This is a genomic window from Variovorax sp. WS11, from assembly GCF_010499245.1.
In the GTDB taxonomy this organism is placed as follows: Bacteria; Pseudomonadota; Gammaproteobacteria; order Burkholderiales; family Burkholderiaceae_C; genus Variovorax.
Map to the genome: position 1 here is coordinate 105,239 of NZ_JAAGOW010000005.1, position 16,376 is coordinate 121,614.

Consider the following 16,376-nt stretch of genomic DNA (forward strand, 5'->3'; position numbering starts at 1 on the left):
ACGTGGCGATCAGCGAGGCGGGGGCTCGAAGGCCGAGTCTTCCGAATCCGGCGGCTCGGCAGCCTGCGCCAGCACGGCGCGCGTTTCCGCCTCGATGGCATCGAAGACTTCTGCAGGGAGATTCGCAGCGAAGCGCTTGCGCTTGCCGTTCGAGATCGTGCCCCCGCCATCCATCGCGATCGAGATCAGGGTTGCGAGCAGCGATCCGCGAACGTCGTAGCGCTCGTCGATCGCGCGCCGGATCGCATCGAAGTGCGCAAGGTACTGCGTCTCCTGGCGCAGTTCCACGTCGAGCGCCTGCTCGGCCATCGCAAACCCGAATTCCACCGCCGCAGTGGCGTCCCAATACCGATAGAGGGTGTCGTCGGCCTTGAAGTCGAAGTAGAACTGGCCTTCGCCGGCAGACGTCACCTGGACCCGCTCGCGCGCGGGCATCGAGAAGGCCTGGAGCGCCTCGAGGTACTGCCGCTCGTGGCGCTTCATCGCCACCGACACGGGCAGCAGCACGCCCTTTTCGAGCTGCCCTGAGGTGCACAGGGCCTTGTGGAAGAGGAATCGCGACAGGCGGCCATTGCCGTCCATGAAGGGATGGATGTAGACGAACCCGAAGGACGCGATGCTCGCGGCAACGATCGGGTCGATCTGCCTTGGCGCATGGTTCGCAAAGGCCATCCACTCGTCCATGAGGCGGGGCACCGCGTCGGGCGGCGGCGGCACGTACGAGACGCTGGAAGACCCGCCCCTGTTCCCGCCGCTGCGTAACCAGTTCTGCTCGTTGCGAAACTGGACGGCCTTCTCGAAGGCGCCGCTGACGGTGGAAGACTGAAGCTCGACCAGGTACTCCTCTGAAAGCGGCCTGCCTTCGTGGGCCTGTTTCAGCAGGGCGATGAACTTGCGGGCCTTCTCCTCCGAGGGCGCTTCGCGCTCGATGGCGTAGCTGTCCTCGGTTTCATGCAGGTAGGCCCACGAGAGCGCGCGATCCATCATCTCCTTGCCGAGGCTGTCGATGAACGCCTTGGTGCGCCCCAGGACATCCGACTCGATGCCGGCTTGGACAGCCGGCGTGCGTTCGACGGTCACGCAGTAGCTCGGCGAGCCGAGGCCGTTGAAGTTCAGGCGCCATCTGCTGTTGCGCTTGTCCGGACCGGTCACGTACCGCGCCGGGTCGAAAAGGTTTACGTAGCGGCCGGCGATGTCCGGCTTGCCCTCGAGGACTGCCCCCGTGTGCAGTTCCCACAAGTAGCAGGCAGCGCGAACATATTGCCCGTTGGGCGAGTCCTTGAGCTCCTTCAGCATTCGTTCGCCCGGGATCTTCGGCAAGGCCTGCGCAAGGATCTGCATGTTGACCCCCTCATGCTTCAGCGCGAACAGCAGGTGGGTCAGGGGGTCTTCCGTCGGCGGCACCACGTGCGCCGGAATCGCCAGGTGTCCCTCGATGGCCTCGATCCGCGTGACGGATCGAACGATCGCCGGCCGTGCAGGCGGAATGGCGGGGAGCTTCAGCGAGTTTCTGACCAGCTCATACCCTGCATAGGCCATGTTTTCTTTCAGTTTTCTGAATTATTTTTTAGTTTAGCAGTTTGCGCCAAATTTTCTTTCAGTTTACGGTTCGATTCGGACACTGAACGGAGGCAAACGTCCGGGATTTTTCTTTCACCTTTCCGAGATTTTTTTCAGTATTGGGGTCTTTCGGCTTTTTTCCTTCAGGTCGCGTCTACGTACCGCACGACGCGACAGGCCGATCCAGGGAAAGTTCCTGCAGCAGCGACCAGGGATAGATGCCGCGGTCATGGCCGTCGCTGAACAGCAGCTGCAGCCCGTACTCGCCGACGGGCGCGGCGCCGGTGAGCTGCACCGCTTCGTCGGAACCCCGCTCGCGCGCGGCGCGTGCGCGGCAGGCGCCGCAGCGGCAGGCGGCGCGCAGCGCCACGGCCGGCAGGTGGACCGAACCCTCGCACCATTGCACCTGCAAGCCCTCCGCCCGCAGCTCGATGGCCAGCGGCGCGAGACCGCTCATGACGGCGCTCCCAGGCGCTGCAGGGCCAGGCGAACGGCCTTGCGCACCTCGGGATCGGGATCGCCCGCGGCCGGGCCGAGCGCAGGCACCGCGCGAGCGTCGCCGATTTCGCCCAGGGCGATGGCGGCTTCCTTGCGCAGGTTGCCGGCCGGGTGCACCAGTGCCTCGGTCAGCACCGGCAGCGCCTGCGCGTCCCGCAGCCGGCCGAGCGAGCGCGCGGCCCGCAGGCGCACCTGCCAGTAGCCGTCGTCCATCGCCGCGCGCAGCGCCGGGGCGGCCGCCTCGGCGTGGAGCTTACCGAGCGTGGTGGCGGCCTCCTCGCGCACGGGCCATGCGCTGTCGCGCAGCGCCGCGCACAGTGCCGGCAGCACCCCCTGCACCGCGTCGGCCGAGGCCAGGCCGAGCGCGCCGGCGGCGGCGCGCCGCACCTCGGCATCGACGTCGTCGGCCGCGGCAGCGGCAGCGGCGAGCAAGGGCAAGGCGGGCGCATGCTTGAGCCAGCCCAGCACGCCCACCGCCTCGCGGCGCACGGCGGCCTCGGGATGGCGCAGCGCGGCCATGGCCGGCCCGGCCGCGCCCGGCACGCGCAGCTCCTTCAGGCCGCGCAGCGCGGCAGCGCAGACGAAGGCATCGGCATCGGCGGCATGCGGCAGCAGGCGCGCCCCGGCCTGCGGGTCCTTCAGCTCGGTGAGCGATTGGGCGGCGGCCGCGCGGACCTCGGGCAGGTCGCGCAGCGCCGCGGCCAGCGCATCGACCACCTCGGCGTCATGCCAACCGGCCAGGGCGCGCGCGGCCTCGGCCCGCAGCGCGGGCTCGGGGTCGCTGCGCAGCAGGCCCGCCAGCGCGGGCAGCAGCGCCTCGTCCTCCAGGTCGGCGAAGTCCAGCACGGCGACACGGCGCACGCCGGCGTCCGGGCTTTGCAGGCGTTGCAGCAGGTCGTCGACCGCGGGGTCTTGGGAATTCAGGCTTGTCGTGGGTTCAGATCGAAAAGCGCCACTGCGCCTGCGCCTCGGGCGGGCCCAGCGGCGTGAGGCGCTCGAGCGGCGGCGCATCGCCCTCGTGCCGCAGCCGCGAGAGGCTGCGGCGCTTCAGCGCAACGAAGTCGGGATGGGTCAGCAGCGTGGCATCGCGCGGCCGGGCGAAGCGCACCGCCAGTTCCTCCACGATGCGGCCCGGCCGCGGGCCGAGCACCAGCACGCGGTCGGCCAGGAACAGCGCCTCGTCGATGTCGTGCGTGACGAAGACGACGGTGGTGCGCATGCGCGTCCAGAGGTCCAGCAGCAACTCCTGCATGCGGGCGCGGGTCAGCGCGTCGAGGGCGCCGAAGGGCTCGTCCATCAGCAGCACGCGGGGGTGGTTGATCAGCACGCGGGCGATCTCCACCCGCTGCTGCATGCCGCCGGAGAGCTCGCGCGGATAGCGCTGCTCGAAGCCCTCGAGCCCCACGAGCTGCAGCAGCTCGCGCGCACGGCCTTCGCGCTCGGCGCGCGGCACGCCTTTCATCTTGAGGCCGTAGCCGACGTTGTCGAGCACCGTCTTCCAGGGGAAGAGCGTGTGGTGCTGGAACACGAGCCCGCGGTCGGGATCGGGCCCGGCGATGGCAGCCCCGTCGAGCCGCAGGCTGCCGCGCGAAGGCGCGAGGTGGCCCGCCAGGGCCCCGAGCAGCGTGGATTTGCCGCAGCCCGACGGCCCCAGCAGGCAGACGAACTCGCCCGGCTCGGCAACGAGCGACACGTCGTGCAGCACTTCGAAGCGCGCCGGGCCCTCGCCCAGCTCGATCGAGACGCGCTCGACCTCGATACGCCCGGCCCCGCTCATCTCGTGCTCCCCTGCGGCCGATGCCAGGGCATCAGGCGCTGCCCGGCCTGGCGGATCAGCGCGCTGCTGCCCATGCCGAGCGCGCCGATCACGAGCATGCCGACGACGATGTCGGGATAGGCCTGCACCGTGTAGGACTCCCAGGTGTAGTAGCCGATGCCGTACTGGCCGGCGATCATCTCGGCGGTGACCAGGCAGAACCAGCAGGTGCCCATGCCGATGGACAGGCCCGTCACGATGCTGGGCGCCGCGCCCGGCGCGATCACCTCGGTGAAGAGCCGCCATCCGCGCGTGCCCAGGCCGCGCGCCGAGGCCACCAGGCGCGCATCCACCGCCTCCACGCCATGGATGGTGTTGAGCAGGATGGGGAACAGCGCGCCGACGAAGGTGATGAACATCATGCTGACTTCCGACGAGGGGAACATCAGGATCGCGAGCGGGATCCACGCCACCGCCGGGATCGGCCGCAGCACCTCGAGCGGCGGCAGCAGCGAAAGCCGCGCCCACGGCAGCCGTCCGATCAGCAGCCCGAGCCCCACGCCCAGCAGCACCGCCGCGCCGAAACCGCAGCCCACCCGCATCAGGCTGCTGCCGAGGTGCGGCCACAGCTTGGGCGACGGCAGCAGCCGCCACGCAGCCTCCAGCACCTCGGCCGGCGGCGGCACATTGGCGAAAGTGACGACGCGCAGGTTCAGATGCTGTGTCGAGGCCCAGTGCCACAGCAGCACGCAGGCCGCGATCGACCCCCACTGCAGCAGCAGGCGCACGACCGGGATCGGTCGCCGCCGCCGCGCCGGCGTGTCTGGAGAGGTCGCGGCCAGCACCGCGGAGCCGGGATGGATGGCGCTCATGAGGGCTGCCTTGCGCGTCAGGGCGTGGCCTTGGCGACGGCTTGCGCGCCGGCGAAGTCGAGCACGCGGCCCTTGTTCGCCGTCGCATAGGCGCTGGCCGCGTCCTTCTGCAGGAAGGCGCTGAGCTGGCCCTTCGCATCCACCGCGTACCAGCTGGTCGGCGCGAGCAGCTTGATGCGGTGGATCAGGTCGTGTACGTAGACCGCCCTCGCCTTCCTGCCGCCCTGCTCGATCTTCTGCAGGTCGGCCAGCGCGCCTTCGATGCTGGCGTAGTGGCGCACCTTGGGCTCGCCCTGCACCCAGATGCCGGCGACGCGCTGGAAGTCGGCGATCGGCTTGCCGGCGACCGCGTCGTTGGCCTTGAGCGGCAGCTTGTCGTGGTCGGCCAGCCGGGCCTCGTAGTTCAGGCCCGCCTGCTTGAACGCCGCGCGGATATAGCGGTCGTCGACGAAGGTGTCGGCGTCGAGCGGCGACTCGCGGCCCATCAGCTTGAGCGTCTCGATCGAGGTCTTGAGCGCCTTGCGGTACTCGGGCTTCCAGGTCAGGTCGCGCGTCTGCAGGCCCAGCGGCCCGTGGTAGAGGTAGTTCACCGCCGCCTCGATGCCGGTGGTCTTCTCGATCAGCTCGCTGTACTTCTCGGGCTCGGCGGCGATCAGCCGGTCGGCCTCGATCGCCGCACGCAGGAAGGCGACCACGACCTCGGGGTACTTCTGCGCATACTCGCCGCTCACCAGCGAGCCGTGGTACGTGGGCGCGCCGACCTGGGCGCCGTCGTAGATCTTGCGCGCGATGCCGCGGTGCTCGAAGAGCTCGACGAAGGGCACGAAGTCGGCATGCGCCTCGATCCTGTTGGCCTGCAGCGCGGGGCCCGCCACCTCGGGGGCCTGCGTGATGATGTTGACGTCCTTCTGCGGGTCCAGGCCCTGGGACGCGACGGCGCGCAGCAGCATGCCGTGCGCGGTGGAGGCGAAGGGGACCGAGATCGTGCGCCCCTTCAGCTCCGACAGCGCGGCGATGCTCGACTGCCTGGGCACCACGACGCCGTTGCCGCTGCCCAGCGTGCTGCCCGACAGCACGGTGATGAAGACGCTCTTCTTGCCGGCCTTCAGGAAGGCCGCGCCGTTGTTGGAGCCGGGAAAGTCGGCCATCGAGCCGATGTCGAGCTTGTCGGCCACCATCTCGTTGGTGAGCGGTGCGCCCGAGGTGAAGTTCTTCCACTGGATGTCGTAGCTCACGTCCTTGTAGCGGCCGTCGCGCGGCAGGTACTTCTCCAGCAGCTTGAGCTCGCGGATGAGCAGGCCGCCGGTGGCGCAGTTGATGGTGGTGTCCTGCGTGCCGATGGCGACACGGATGGTCTCGGCCTGCACGGCCGTGGCGAAGGCGAGAGAGAAGGCCAGGAGGAGGGATGCTTTCATGGTCATGGGGCTTTGTGTTCGAGTCGAAGGCGCATCGGTCAGCGCAGGAGGTAGGGAATCTCGACGTGGACGGCACCCGTCGGGCAGTCCTTCTCGCAGGGCATGCAGTACCAGCATTCGTCGAACTTCATGTAGGCCGTACCCCGGCTGAGGTCGATGGCCAGCACGTCGAGCGGGCACACGTCCACGCAGACGGTGCAGCCCTTGTGGGCGATGCACTTGTCGGCATCGACGGTGACGGGCACCTGCGTCGGCGTAAGTGCGACGGGGCGAACGGGTTGGGTCATGGTCGCGGTCATGCGGGGGTCCTCCGGGAGTTCAGGCAACGGGCGCATCGGTGGGGATGCGCAGCTTCTGGTAGGCCGAGCGCTCGGTCTCGGCGATGGGCACGATGTAGGGCTCGATCGGGCGCTTGAACGAGACCATGCGTCCCTGCTCGTCCTTCCTGAGCTGCGCATGGACCAGCCAGTCGGCGTCGTTGCGATCGGGGAAGTCCACGCGGGCGTGGTAGAGGCCCCAGCGGCTCTCGGTGCGGAAGAGCGAGGCGCGCGCCGCCATCTCGGCGCAATCGCGGATGGCGCGCACTTCCAGCGCGCGCATCAGCTCGTGCGGGTCGCGCGCCTGCAGCCGGTCGAGGTCTTCGTGGATGCCCTCGAAGCGATCCAGGCCGATCTCCATCTTGCGCGTGACCTTGGGCGGCTGCAGGTAGTCGTTGACCATGCGTCGCAGCTTGTATTCGACCTGGTTGGGCGGCAGGCCCTTCTCGCGCAGCAGCGGCGCCTGCACACGCGTGCGCTCCTGCTCGACCTGACCGGCATCCACCGGCGCGAAGTCGTGCCCGGCGCAATGGGCCGCGCTGCTTTCCCCGGCGAGCCGGCCGTAGACGAAGGCGCCGAGCATGTAGTTGTGCGGCACGCTGGCCATGTCGCCCGCGGCATGCAGGCCCGCGACGGTCGTCCGTGCCTGTTCGTCGACCCAGACGCCGGAGGCGGAATGGCCGCTGCACAGGCCGATCTCGGAGATGTGCATCTCCACCATGCGCTCGCGGTAGTCGGTGCCGCGCCCGGTGTGGAAGCGCCCGCGGCTCGGCCGCTCGTTGGTGTGCAGGATGGTCTCGATCTGTGAGATGGTCTCCTCGGCCAGGTGGTCGAGCTTGAGGAACACCGGGCCCTTGCCGCCCTGCAGCTCGCGGTAGAACTCCCACATCATCTGGCCCGACCAGTAGTCGCACTCGATGAAGCGCTGCCCCGCGGCATTGGTGGTGTAGCCGCCGAAAGGCCCCGTGACGTAGGCGCAGGCCGGGCCGTTGTAGTCCTTGATCAGCGGGTTGATCTGGAAGCACTCGATGCCCGAGAGCTCGGCACCGGCGTGGTAGGCCATGCTGTAGCCGTCGCCCGCGTTGGTGGGGTTCTCGTAGGTGCCGAAGAGATAGCCGCTGGCCGGCAGCCCGAGCCGGCCTGCCGCGCCGCAGCTGAGCACCACCGACTTCGCGCGGATCACGTGGAAGTCCGCGGTGCGGCAGTCGAAGGCCATCACGCCGGCCACGCGGCCCTCGGCGGTGAGCAGCCGGGTCGCGACCAGGCGGTTGGTGATCTCCACCCGCGTGCGCTTGAGCTGGCGGTACAGCACCTTCTTGATGTCGTGGCCTTCGGGCATCGGCAGCACGTAGCTGCCCATGTGATGGACCTTCTTCACCGCGTAGTCGCCGGTCTCGTCCTTCTCGAACTTCACGCCCCAGCGGTCGAGCTCCTCCACCATCGCGAAGCTGTTGGCCGCGTAGGCCATCACCGCCTTCTGGTTGACGATGCCGTCGTTCGCAATGGTGATCTCGCGCACGTACTGCTCGGGCGTTGCGTGGCCGGGGATGACGGCGTTGTTCAGACCATCCATGCCCATGCTGATGGCGCCGCTGCGCTTGACGTTGGCCTTCTCCAGCAGCAGCACGCGCAGGGAAGGATCGGCCTGCTTGGCCTTGACCGCCGCCATCGGCCCGGCGGTGCCGCCGCCGACCACGACGACGTCGAACTCATGCTCGAAGGTCTGCATGTCAGTGCTCCTGGGGGCGGTGGCGATCGACGCGCAGCCGGTACTGGAAGGTGTCGGCGCGGAAGTACAGGTACTCGAAGTCGATCGGCCTGCCCTGGGCGTCATGGGTCAGGCGCTCGATGCGCATCAGCGGTGCGCCCTCGACCAGGCCGAGTGCGGCGGCGAGCTCGGCGTCGGCCAGGATCGCGTCGATCTTCAGGTCGGCATGCCCGAGGGGCAGCCCGCCTTCGTTTTCGATGATGAGGAAGATGTCCCGCGTGACGAGATCGGCCTGCGCGAGCTTGCGTCCGAGCGCTTCGGGCACGTAGGTGATCTCCAGCGACACCGGCTCCCGGTTGAGCAGGCGCACGCGGCGGATCTCGGTCACCGTGGCGCCTGCGGCCAGGCCGAGACGCTGCGCCACCTGCGCAGCGGCGGGGCCGAAGCGCAGGTCCAGCAGCTGGTTGATCACCTCGTAGCCCATCGCCGACATCGATTCGGCGAAGCCCATCAGGCTGCTCACGTTCTGGAACGCCTTGGGCCGCGAGACGAAGCTGCCCTTGCCCTGCAGCGTGTAGATCAGGCCTTCCTTCTGCAGGTCACCCAGCGCCTGGCGCACGGTGATGCGGCTGGCGCCGAAGGTGGCGCCGAGTTCGCTCTCGGAGGGCAGTTGCGACAGCGGCGGATGGCTGCCGTCGAGGATGCGCGCGCGCAGCGTGTTCTTGATCCGGGCGTGAAGCGGTGCGGAGGGCAGCACGATCAGCTCGGCGGTGTGGGATTTCATGCGAAGCCGGCCTGTTATGACGAGTGATGCGAAGCGTAGTCATCGCGGCGGCCGGCGTGAACCGCGATTTCCGCATATCGATATCGGTTCTGCGCACAACAGCGCGCAGCCCTTCGGCTCAACGCTGCTTGTTGTTGTCGGCTATCACCTCACGTGGCCGGCGGCCATGCCTTACCTGAACGGCTACTCTCGAGTGCGTCCTTCGTCAATCCAAGCCAGAGTTTCCTTGATAACGGCCGGCGGGCTTGCGCACCTCCACGTGGAGCCTGTGGGCGGCCTTACCGCTGTCGAACATCTCGATGGGGTCGATGCAATCCAGGGTCGTCCCCACGGTGCTGACCGCAGCGAAGCACCATTGGACAACGCGTGTGCGGCCCCGGGCGCAGCCCGGGATCAGCTTGCCGGCCTTCTCAGAGCACGAGCGCGTCTGACTCGGCCACCACGAAGCCGTCGTTCGTCGATGACTGGCGCCTGGTGGAAGGGGCTGATCCGACTGTAGACATCGCCAGGCCTGGATCCGGTCACACCACCCGCATCCTGGCCGGTTGGCCCCGAGCGACCTCCAGCGCGTGCAGGACCAGTTCCAAGCCCATCTTGAAGGCGTCCGCGGGATTGAGGCTGGTGAGGCTCTGGCGAATGAAATGCGTGCTTGGAAATTGCGCCGGGTCGAGGCTGGCGAGCTTCTCATTCAGGAACTCACCGTGCTGGCTGGGCCAGCGACGCGCGATCGTGGCGTGCGCGAAGGAAGTGATGAGATCGGCCAGCAGGTGAGCGTAGCCCGCGGTGTGGAGCGCATCGAAACCGGCTCCACGTACCGCGCTGGTGAATCTTTCGAAGAACAGGATGCCGTAATCGATCTCGCCTTCATCCACGTCCTGCACCAGGCGATAGCGGTTGTGCGACGCCAGATATACAACGATGCCCGGGTATCGCAGATAACCACGATAAACGGCGTTCGCCACCACCTCGAGATTCTGCTTCCAGTCCGGCAACTCGCTGGGCCAACTTTCGACCGCTTCGCGATAGAACGCGTTCATGATGCCCGAAGTCAATCGGTCGCGGCCTCTCAGGTAGTAGTGGATGAGCCCCGGGGTCACGCCCAGTTCGCGCGCGACCCGCACCACCGAGAGCTCCGACAGGGGCACCGTCTTGCTCAGTTGCAGGGCCACCGACAGAATAGTCGATCGATCGAGCATGCCGCTGTCCGCGCCGGCGGGCCGTCCCGGCCGCCGGCCAGCGATCGGCCTGGCGGCGCGCCCTGCGGCCTCCTTCGCCTTCCGGGGTGTGGCGGAGACAGTCTTTGTTCCTCCTGCCACGGCCGCTGAACGTCCCGCTCGTTTGGCCATCGTCTTGTCCACTGCCGGCGTCGTCGCGCTTTCGGCTGGTGTTCTTGCTTTGCGGGGCATGGTCGGGCTGGTTCTCCTTTCGGCGAGCGTCATCTCTGGGGACGCGTAAGGGGGGAATTATCACCCCAGATGAATTGGGCTTGCCGATGCCGGCCCCGCTCGGTTCAATCGCTGCGTGCAATGCCAGACCGCCATCATGCCTGCGGCGCGATCGGCAGCATGCCAGTCTCCAATCCGTTGTCACGGAAGATGCCGGCATTGCAAGACTACTCGATCACTCGGGCTGGAGACCCATGTCCCTGGCCACCTTTGCCCATCGTTCGCGCTCCGCCTTCACGAACCGGGTCGCGCCGGCCTGAGAGCCGGGTGCCGGTTGCAAGCCAAGCTCGGCCAACCGGGCGGTGACGTCGGGCATCTGCAGCACATGGTTGACGTCTTGGTTGACGCGGGTCGTCACCTGGGCCGGGGTCTTCGCCGGTGCGAACAGCGCGAACCAACCCGCTGCTTCGAAGTTCGGCACCGTCTCCGCCACTGTGGGCACGTGGTCCAGTCCGGGGAGCCGCTTCGAGGACATGACTGCGATCGCCCTGAGACGACCGGACTGGATGTGTCCCATCAGCGGCGCCGGGCTGTCGATGGTGACCTGTCCGCCCTCCCCCGCGATCGTCGCCGTGATGGAAGCGGCGGATCCGTTGTAGGGCACCGAGAGCATCTTCATGCCCGTGGCCGCGCTGAGCATTTCGCCGGTCAGGTGCGGCACCGAGTTCAGCTGTGGGAGCGCGAACTTCACGCCGCCGGGTTTGCGTCTGGCGAGTTCCACCAGGGCCGGCAGAGTGGAAACGCCCAGACTGGGCGTGGCGACGAGGAGCAGGGGCGAGATCACGATGTTGGACACAGTCACTACGTCCCTGTCCACGTCGAACTGGGGGTTCCGGAACAGATGCGGTGTCAACGCGATCACCGCCGTGGGCATGACACCGAACGTGTGACCGTCGCCAGCGCGGGCCAGCGCGCTCATCGCCGGAATGCCGCCGGCGCCCGCCCGGTTGTCCACGATCACCGGCTGGCCCCACATTGCCGAGAGCTTTTCGGCGCACAGGCGGGCGACGATGTCCGGTCCGGTGCCTGGCGGCGTGGGCACGACGATCTTGACGGCTTGCGACGGCCAGGATTGGGCCTGCGCGCTCGCACCGGCCGGCACCAGCACCAGCACCAGCCCCAACTCCAGCGCGGAAAGAAATTTGCGGACCTTCGACATGGCGGATCCATTTTCCTTCTCGGCCGGACATCCGACTCAGGCGCGCTCGTAGATCGCAGCCACGCCCTGGCCGCCGCCGATGCACATCGTCGCAAGGGCATAGCGCCCGCCGATGCGGTGCAGCTCGTGGATCGCCTTGATGCTGACGATCGCGCCGGTGGCGCCCACCGGGTGTCCGAGCGAGATGCCAGAGCCGTTCGGATTGACTTTCTCCGGATCGAGGTCCAACTCGCGCGAGACTGCACAAGCTTGCGCCGCGAACGCCTCGTTCGACTCGATCACGTCCAGGTCTTGCACCTTCAAACCGGTGCGCGCCAGGACCGCCCGCGTCGCGGGCACCGGGCCGATGCCCATGTACGCCGGCTCGACTCCCGCATGCGCCCAACCGACCAGGCGAGCCAACGGCCGCAGGCCTAGCGCCTGTACGCGATCGCCACTGGCGAGCACCACTGCGGCGGCACCGTCGTTGATGCCCGCGGCGTTCCCGGCAGTGACCAAGCCGTCTTCCTTGAAGGCCGCCTTCATCTTCGCCAGCGACTCGCGCGTGACGTCCGGACGGACATGCTCGTCGACCTCGAAGTCCACCTCGCCCCGTCGGGTCCGGATGCGAACCGGCGTGATCTGTTCCTTGAAGCGGCCCTGCGCGATGGCCCGGGCCGCGCGCTGCTGGCTACGCCAGGCCATCTCGTCCTGCATCTCGCGTGTGATGCCGTGGCGCCGGGCCACGTTCTCGGCCGTGATGCCCATGTGAAAACCTTCCCAGGGATCGCGAAGGATCCCTGCCAGGCAGTCGACCATCGGCGCGTCGCCCATGCGGACGCCCCAGCGCAGGCTGGGAGACAGGTAAGGGCCGCGGCTCATCGATTCCGCCCCGCCCGCCACCGCCATGCCGCAGTCACCGGTCTGGATCGCCTGGGCGGCCGCGATGATCGCCTGCAGCCCGGACCCGCACAGGCGATTCACATTGAACGCCGGGGTCTCTTGCGGTAACCCGGCGTCGAGGGCCGCGATGCGCGACAGGAAGGCGTCTCGCGGTTCCGTGGGCATCACATTGCCGACCACCGCAAGCCCGATCTCTGGGAGGTCCACGGCCGCTCGCTCCAGCGCTGAGCGGACCGCCACGGTCGCAAGTTGAGCCAGCGGCACATCCTTGAGGCTGCCGCCGAACGAGCCGATAGCGGTGCGGGCAGCCGCGACGACGAACACGTCTTTCATCACATCTCCTGGACGAGGGGGCCCGCGCGAAGGTTCAACGCGGGCGTTGGCACAGCTTTCTCAGCCGGGGGCGCCGCCGCAGGCGACGTCGGCACCTGCCGCAACAGGAAGTACGAGAGCGCCGGAATGAGCACCAGGGCGCCGACCATGTTCCAGACGAACATGAACGCCAGCAGCAGGCCCATGTCGGCCTGGAACTTGATCGGCGATGCGGTCCATGTGATGACGCCCACAGCCATCGTCACACCGATCAGAGCCACGACGCGCCCGGTGAAGCTGACTGCTGCCCCGTACGCCTGTGCCAAGCTGGCGCCGCGGCGCTGCATCGCCAGCTGCACGCTCAGCAGGTAGAGCGCGTAGTCCACGCCCACGCCAACGCCTAGCGCGTGCACGGGCAGCGTGGCCACTTTCAGGCCGATGCCGGCCAGGACCATCACTGCCTCGCTGATCAGCGCCGTGATGAGCAGCGGGATCAGCGCGACGATGACCGCGCGCCAGTTGCGGAAGGTGACAAAGCACAGCAGCGCCACGGCGCCATACAGCAGCCACAGCATTTCGAAGTGCGCCTTGCGAACGACAACGTTGGTGACGGCCTCGATGCCGGCGCTGCCGGCCACCGGCAGGAATCTGATCGTCTCGGAGTCGCGCTTGCGCGCGAAATCTTCCACCGTCTTGAGCAGGCGGGCGAGTGTTTCAGCCTTGTGGTTCGTGAGGTAGGCGACCACGGGCATGAGCGAATAATCGGCATTGACCAGCTCCAGGCCCTTCTGCGTGTAGATCGTGTAGACGGCGACGCCGGCGTTGCTGTTGCGTGGGATGGTCAGCCACTTGGGGTTCGCTTCGAACTGGCCCATGTTCACGTGGGGGACATCCGCTGCGATCGAGTTCACGGCCTGCACGTCCGGGTCTTGCTGCAGCAGCCAGCCCAGGCGGTCCATCTCGATCAGTGTGTCGTACTGCTGGCCTCCGTTCCTGGGCGTTGCGACCATCACCGCGAATTGATCACTCGACAGGCCGAAGTTGCGGTTGATGAAATCGACGTCGCGGTTGTAGGTGGAGCCAGGCCAAACCTCCGGGGCCCCGGGATCCAGGTCGCCAACCTGCATGTTTCGGCCGATCGCCCAGGACGCACAGGCGAGCAGCATTGCCGTCGCGATGGCGGCGGTGGCCCAACGCGGTTCGCAGAACCGGACCACGAACGCGAGGCCGGAGGCACCGCCGCTTCGCTCCCGCTTCTGGTCCAGTGCCAGGCGCCGCTGTGCGGCGCGGTGGCTGACGCCGATGTACGACAGCGCCACGGGAATCAGCACGAGCTTCGTGAAGATGAGCACCGTCACGCCGATGCTGGTGATGAACGCCATCTCGCGGATCACCGGGATGTCGACCCACATCAGCACCGCGAACCCCAACACATTGGTCAGTAGCGCCGTCAGCCCGGTCAGGAACAGGCGCCGGAACGTATAACGCGCCGCGACGTAGCGGTGAGTGCCGCGTGCCACGTCCTGGGCGATGCCGTTCATCTTCTGCGCGCCATGGCTGATGCCGATGGCGAAGATCAGGAATGGCACGAGAATGGAGTACGGATTCAGCGCACGGTCGAGCAGCGAGATCAATCCCAGCAACCACACCACGCCGAGCAGCGACACCGCCAGCAGCAACAAGGTACTGCGCAGGCAACGGGAGTAGGCATAGACGATCGCGCCGGCGAGCAGCACCGCCAACCCGAAGAACAGCATCACCTGCCGCAGGCCTTCGATCAGTTCGACCATCAGTACCGAGAAACCCACCGCGTGCACCTTGACGGTGTCCGTCTCGAGCGCACGCAGAGCCTTCATGCCAACGCGGCCGAACTCTTCGTAGTCGAGCGGCTTGCCCGTGTCGGGATCGTGGTCCAGCATCGGCACGACGATCATGCTCGACTTGAAATCGGGCGACACCAGTTGGCCGGCGAGGTTGGCCCGCTGCACGTTCAGCCGCAGCTTCTCGAGCATTGCGGGTGAGCCGTCGAAGCCGTCGGGCATCACCGGCCCGCCGGCGTAGCCCTCGGCGATGACGTCGGTCCAGCGCACCGTGGGCAACCACAGCGATTTGACCCAGCCTCGGTTGACCCCTTTGGTGACCATCACCTGATCTGTCACCTTGGCCAGCACTTGCAGATAGGCGGGGTCGAAGATGTCGCCCTTCGTGTTCTCCACCGCGATCCGGACGGTGTTGCCCAGGGCGCCAAGATCCTCGCGGTGCTCCAGGTAGTTGCGCATATAGGGATGCGACTGCGGGAACATCTCCTCATAGCTGGCGTTGACACGCAAGTGCAGGGCCTGCCAGCCGAGCCAGAGAGACGCCGCGAAGCACAGGACGAGCATCAACGCACGATGGTTGAAGATGGTTCGCTCCAGCCAGTTGCCGGAGCGCGGATCGAAATCCTCGATCCGTCTGACGACGGGCATCGCGTCCGAGTGAATGTCGGTGATCATGAAAGAGGTGCTCGCGGTCAAGGTGTGGCGCTGCTGAGCGCACGCACGCCGCCCAGACCTGCCAGAACCAAAGTGTTGTTGCCGGCATCGATCACGCCGGTGTAAGGCCGCAAGGCGCCTGCGTTCCAGGCAGCGAAGCTTCTTCCATCATCGCGGCTCACCCAGACTCCACCGCGGCCGTCGACCAGGATCACGCGGCCGTCGGCCAGCACCGTGCCTCCCGTCAGCGAGGACGAGCCGAGACCGGATGGCTGTTCCCAGGTCTTGCCGCCGTCACGTGACACGACGGCTCGCCCAAGCAGGCCATACGCCAGCACGAAGTCCGGCTTGCCCAGCACACCGAACAGACTTGCGCCCTCGGGCGCGTGGCTGCTGGCGAAGCGTTCACCGGCGGAATCCATCTTCAACAGCAAGCCCTGTTCGCCGGTGATCCAAAGTTGCGAACCAACGGCGCGGATCGCGTAGAGATGGGCACCGGCCGGGTTCTCGACGCGATGCAGCCAAGGCGTCCAGGTCTTGCCGCCGTCGGTGGTGTGCAGTACGACACCCCAGGCGCCGATGATGAAGCCCGCATCCGTGCCGCTGAACCAGACATCGAGAAACGGCCGTGCGCCGTTCTCCTTCACGAAACGCTGGGCCTCGGCGAGTGCCGCGGACATGCGCGCGTCACCCGTGGCTTGCTGCGCCGCGTAGTAGTCGGCCATGAGCTGTGCGGCGCGCCGTCCATCGAGCACCAGCGTCCAGGTCTTTGCCCCATCGATGCTCTTGAGCACCACACCATCATGCCCCGTCGCCCAACCAACCATCGGGGTCGGAAACTGCACGCTCACGAGGTCGACGCTGACTGGCACGCGCGCCTGTACCCAGGTCTGGCCACGATCGTCCGAGTACACGATATGACCACGGACCCCGACACCAACGATCCGGTCTCCGGCTGCCGCGACCGCGCTGATCGGTCCTTTGACCGCCAGCCGGCTTGCGGTCGCCGGAATCTCGATGGGTTCAAGGACGACGTGCGCACTGCTTGCCGCAGGCAGCAGCATCACGAATGCCCACAGCGCAGACCGGACATGCACCTGGAGTCGCGCCAGCCGCCGATGCAGTGCGCCCATGACGGAGCCGGCCGGTTCGCTGCCGCAGGTCAGGGCGCGCGTTGAAGCACAACAGCCCGTC

The 16,376-nt window shown here is 67.4% G+C and carries 14 protein-coding genes; all 14 read right to left on the reverse strand.

All coding sequences use genetic code 11. From position 1 onward, the window contains the following. Window positions 1-9 precede the first annotated feature (9 nt). Window positions 10-1,539 (reverse strand): Fic family protein, encoded by a 1,530-nt coding sequence (locus GXN78_RS35210; RefSeq protein ID WP_106555503.1) that lies wholly within the window; start codon window positions 1,537-1,539, stop codon window positions 10-12. A 175-nt stretch (window positions 1,540-1,714) separates the two neighbouring features. Beyond that, window positions 1,715-2,017 carry a gamma-butyrobetaine hydroxylase-like domain-containing protein gene (locus GXN78_RS35215; protein ID WP_106555502.1) on the reverse strand — a complete coding sequence of 101 codons (303 nt, stop codon included), beginning with the start codon at window positions 2,015-2,017 and terminating at the stop codon, window positions 1,715-1,717. Next, window positions 2,014-2,982, reverse strand: coding sequence for a HEAT repeat domain-containing protein (locus GXN78_RS35220; protein WP_239143141.1), 969 nt, complete (start codon window positions 2,980-2,982; stop codon window positions 2,014-2,016). The genes GXN78_RS35215 and GXN78_RS35220 overlap by 4 nt, the downstream gene beginning before the upstream one ends. A gap of 13 nt (window positions 2,983-2,995) precedes the next feature. Next, the gene (locus GXN78_RS35225) at window positions 2,996-3,835 is read right to left on the reverse strand and encodes an ABC transporter ATP-binding protein (protein ID WP_106555500.1); all 840 of its coding nucleotides are present in this window, start codon (window positions 3,833-3,835) and stop codon (window positions 2,996-2,998) included. After that, window positions 3,832-4,686 (reverse strand): ABC transporter permease, encoded by an 855-nt coding sequence (locus tag GXN78_RS35230; protein ID WP_106555499.1) that lies wholly within the window; start codon window positions 4,684-4,686, stop codon window positions 3,832-3,834. The genes GXN78_RS35225 and GXN78_RS35230 overlap by 4 nt, the downstream gene beginning before the upstream one ends. 17 nt (window positions 4,687-4,703) lie before the next feature. Then, window positions 4,704-6,107 (reverse strand): ABC transporter substrate-binding protein, encoded by a 1,404-nt coding sequence (locus GXN78_RS35235; protein WP_106555498.1) that lies wholly within the window; start codon window positions 6,105-6,107, stop codon window positions 4,704-4,706. A 32-nt stretch (window positions 6,108-6,139) separates the two neighbouring features. After that, window positions 6,140-6,400 carry a ferredoxin family protein gene (locus GXN78_RS35240; RefSeq protein ID WP_219910064.1) on the reverse strand — a complete coding sequence of 87 codons (261 nt, stop codon included), beginning with the start codon at window positions 6,398-6,400 and terminating at the stop codon, window positions 6,140-6,142. Between the two features lie 19 nt (window positions 6,401-6,419). Then, a complete protein-coding gene (locus GXN78_RS35245) occupies window positions 6,420-8,147 on the reverse strand; it encodes a fumarate reductase/succinate dehydrogenase flavoprotein subunit (RefSeq protein WP_106555497.1) in 1,728 nt (575 codons plus the stop codon). 1 nt (window position 8,148) lies between these two features. Then, window positions 8,149-8,910: a GntR family transcriptional regulator gene (locus GXN78_RS35250; protein WP_106555496.1), complete on the reverse strand. Its 762-nt coding sequence runs from the start codon at window positions 8,908-8,910 to the stop codon at window positions 8,149-8,151. Window positions 8,911-9,431: 521 nt separating this feature from the next. Continuing rightward, window positions 9,432-10,349, reverse strand: a complete 918-nt coding sequence (locus GXN78_RS35255) for a TetR/AcrR family transcriptional regulator C-terminal domain-containing protein (protein ID WP_106555495.1) — start codon at window positions 10,347-10,349, stop codon at window positions 9,432-9,434. A 181-nt stretch (window positions 10,350-10,530) separates the two neighbouring features. Further along, a complete protein-coding gene (locus GXN78_RS35260) occupies window positions 10,531-11,514 on the reverse strand; it encodes a tripartite tricarboxylate transporter substrate-binding protein (RefSeq protein ID WP_106555494.1) in 984 nt (327 codons plus the stop codon). Between the two features lie 36 nt (window positions 11,515-11,550). After that, window positions 11,551-12,729, reverse strand: coding sequence for an acetyl-CoA C-acyltransferase family protein (locus GXN78_RS35265; protein WP_106555493.1), 1,179 nt, complete (start codon window positions 12,727-12,729; stop codon window positions 11,551-11,553). Then, complete coding sequence (locus tag GXN78_RS35270) at window positions 12,729-15,203, reverse strand: MMPL family transporter (RefSeq protein WP_106555636.1); 2,475 nt, start codon at window positions 15,201-15,203, stop codon at window positions 12,729-12,731. Before GXN78_RS35270 ends, GXN78_RS35265 begins: the two co-directional genes overlap by 1 nt. A gap of 17 nt (window positions 15,204-15,220) precedes the next feature. Further along, on the reverse strand, window positions 15,221-16,315 hold the full coding sequence (locus GXN78_RS35275; RefSeq protein WP_164256223.1) for a YCF48-related protein: 1,095 nt from the start codon (window positions 16,313-16,315) through the stop codon (window positions 15,221-15,223). Window positions 16,316-16,376: the final 61 nt, after the last annotated feature.

What these genes read in the sequence shown, in the direction of transcription:
- GXN78_RS35210 (WP_106555503.1), bottom strand. Translation starts at nt 1,539, where the DNA reads ATGGCCTATGCAGGGTATGAGCTGGTCAGAAACTCGCTGAAGCTCCCC.
- GXN78_RS35215 (WP_106555502.1), bottom strand. Translation starts at nt 2,017, where the DNA reads ATGAGCGGTCTCGCGCCGCTGGCCATCGAGCTGCGGGCGGAGGGCTTG.
- GXN78_RS35225 (WP_106555500.1), bottom strand. Translation starts at nt 3,835, where the DNA reads ATGAGCGGGGCCGGGCGTATCGAGGTCGAGCGCGTCTCGATCGAGCTG.
- GXN78_RS35230 (WP_106555499.1), bottom strand. Translation starts at nt 4,686, where the DNA reads ATGAGCGCCATCCATCCCGGCTCCGCGGTGCTGGCCGCGACCTCTCCA.
- GXN78_RS35235 (WP_106555498.1), bottom strand. Translation starts at nt 6,107, where the DNA reads ATGACCATGAAAGCATCCCTCCTCCTGGCCTTCTCTCTCGCCTTCGCC.
- GXN78_RS35240 (WP_219910064.1), bottom strand. Translation starts at nt 6,400, where the DNA reads ATGACCGCGACCATGACCCAACCCGTTCGCCCCGTCGCACTTACGCCG.
- GXN78_RS35245 (WP_106555497.1), bottom strand. Translation starts at nt 8,147, where the DNA reads ATGCAGACCTTCGAGCATGAGTTCGACGTCGTCGTGGTCGGCGGCGGC.
- GXN78_RS35250 (WP_106555496.1), bottom strand. Translation starts at nt 8,910, where the DNA reads ATGAAATCCCACACCGCCGAGCTGATCGTGCTGCCCTCCGCACCGCTT.
- GXN78_RS35255 (WP_106555495.1), bottom strand. Translation starts at nt 10,349, where the DNA reads ATGACGCTCGCCGAAAGGAGAACCAGCCCGACCATGCCCCGCAAAGCA.
- GXN78_RS35260 (WP_106555494.1), bottom strand. Translation starts at nt 11,514, where the DNA reads ATGTCGAAGGTCCGCAAATTTCTTTCCGCGCTGGAGTTGGGGCTGGTG.
- GXN78_RS35265 (WP_106555493.1), bottom strand. Translation starts at nt 12,729, where the DNA reads ATGAAAGACGTGTTCGTCGTCGCGGCTGCCCGCACCGCTATCGGCTCG.
- GXN78_RS35270 (WP_106555636.1), bottom strand. Translation starts at nt 15,203, where the DNA reads ATGATCACCGACATTCACTCGGACGCGATGCCCGTCGTCAGACGGATC.
- GXN78_RS35275 (WP_164256223.1), bottom strand. Translation starts at nt 16,315, where the DNA reads ATGGGCGCACTGCATCGGCGGCTGGCGCGACTCCAGGTGCATGTCCGG.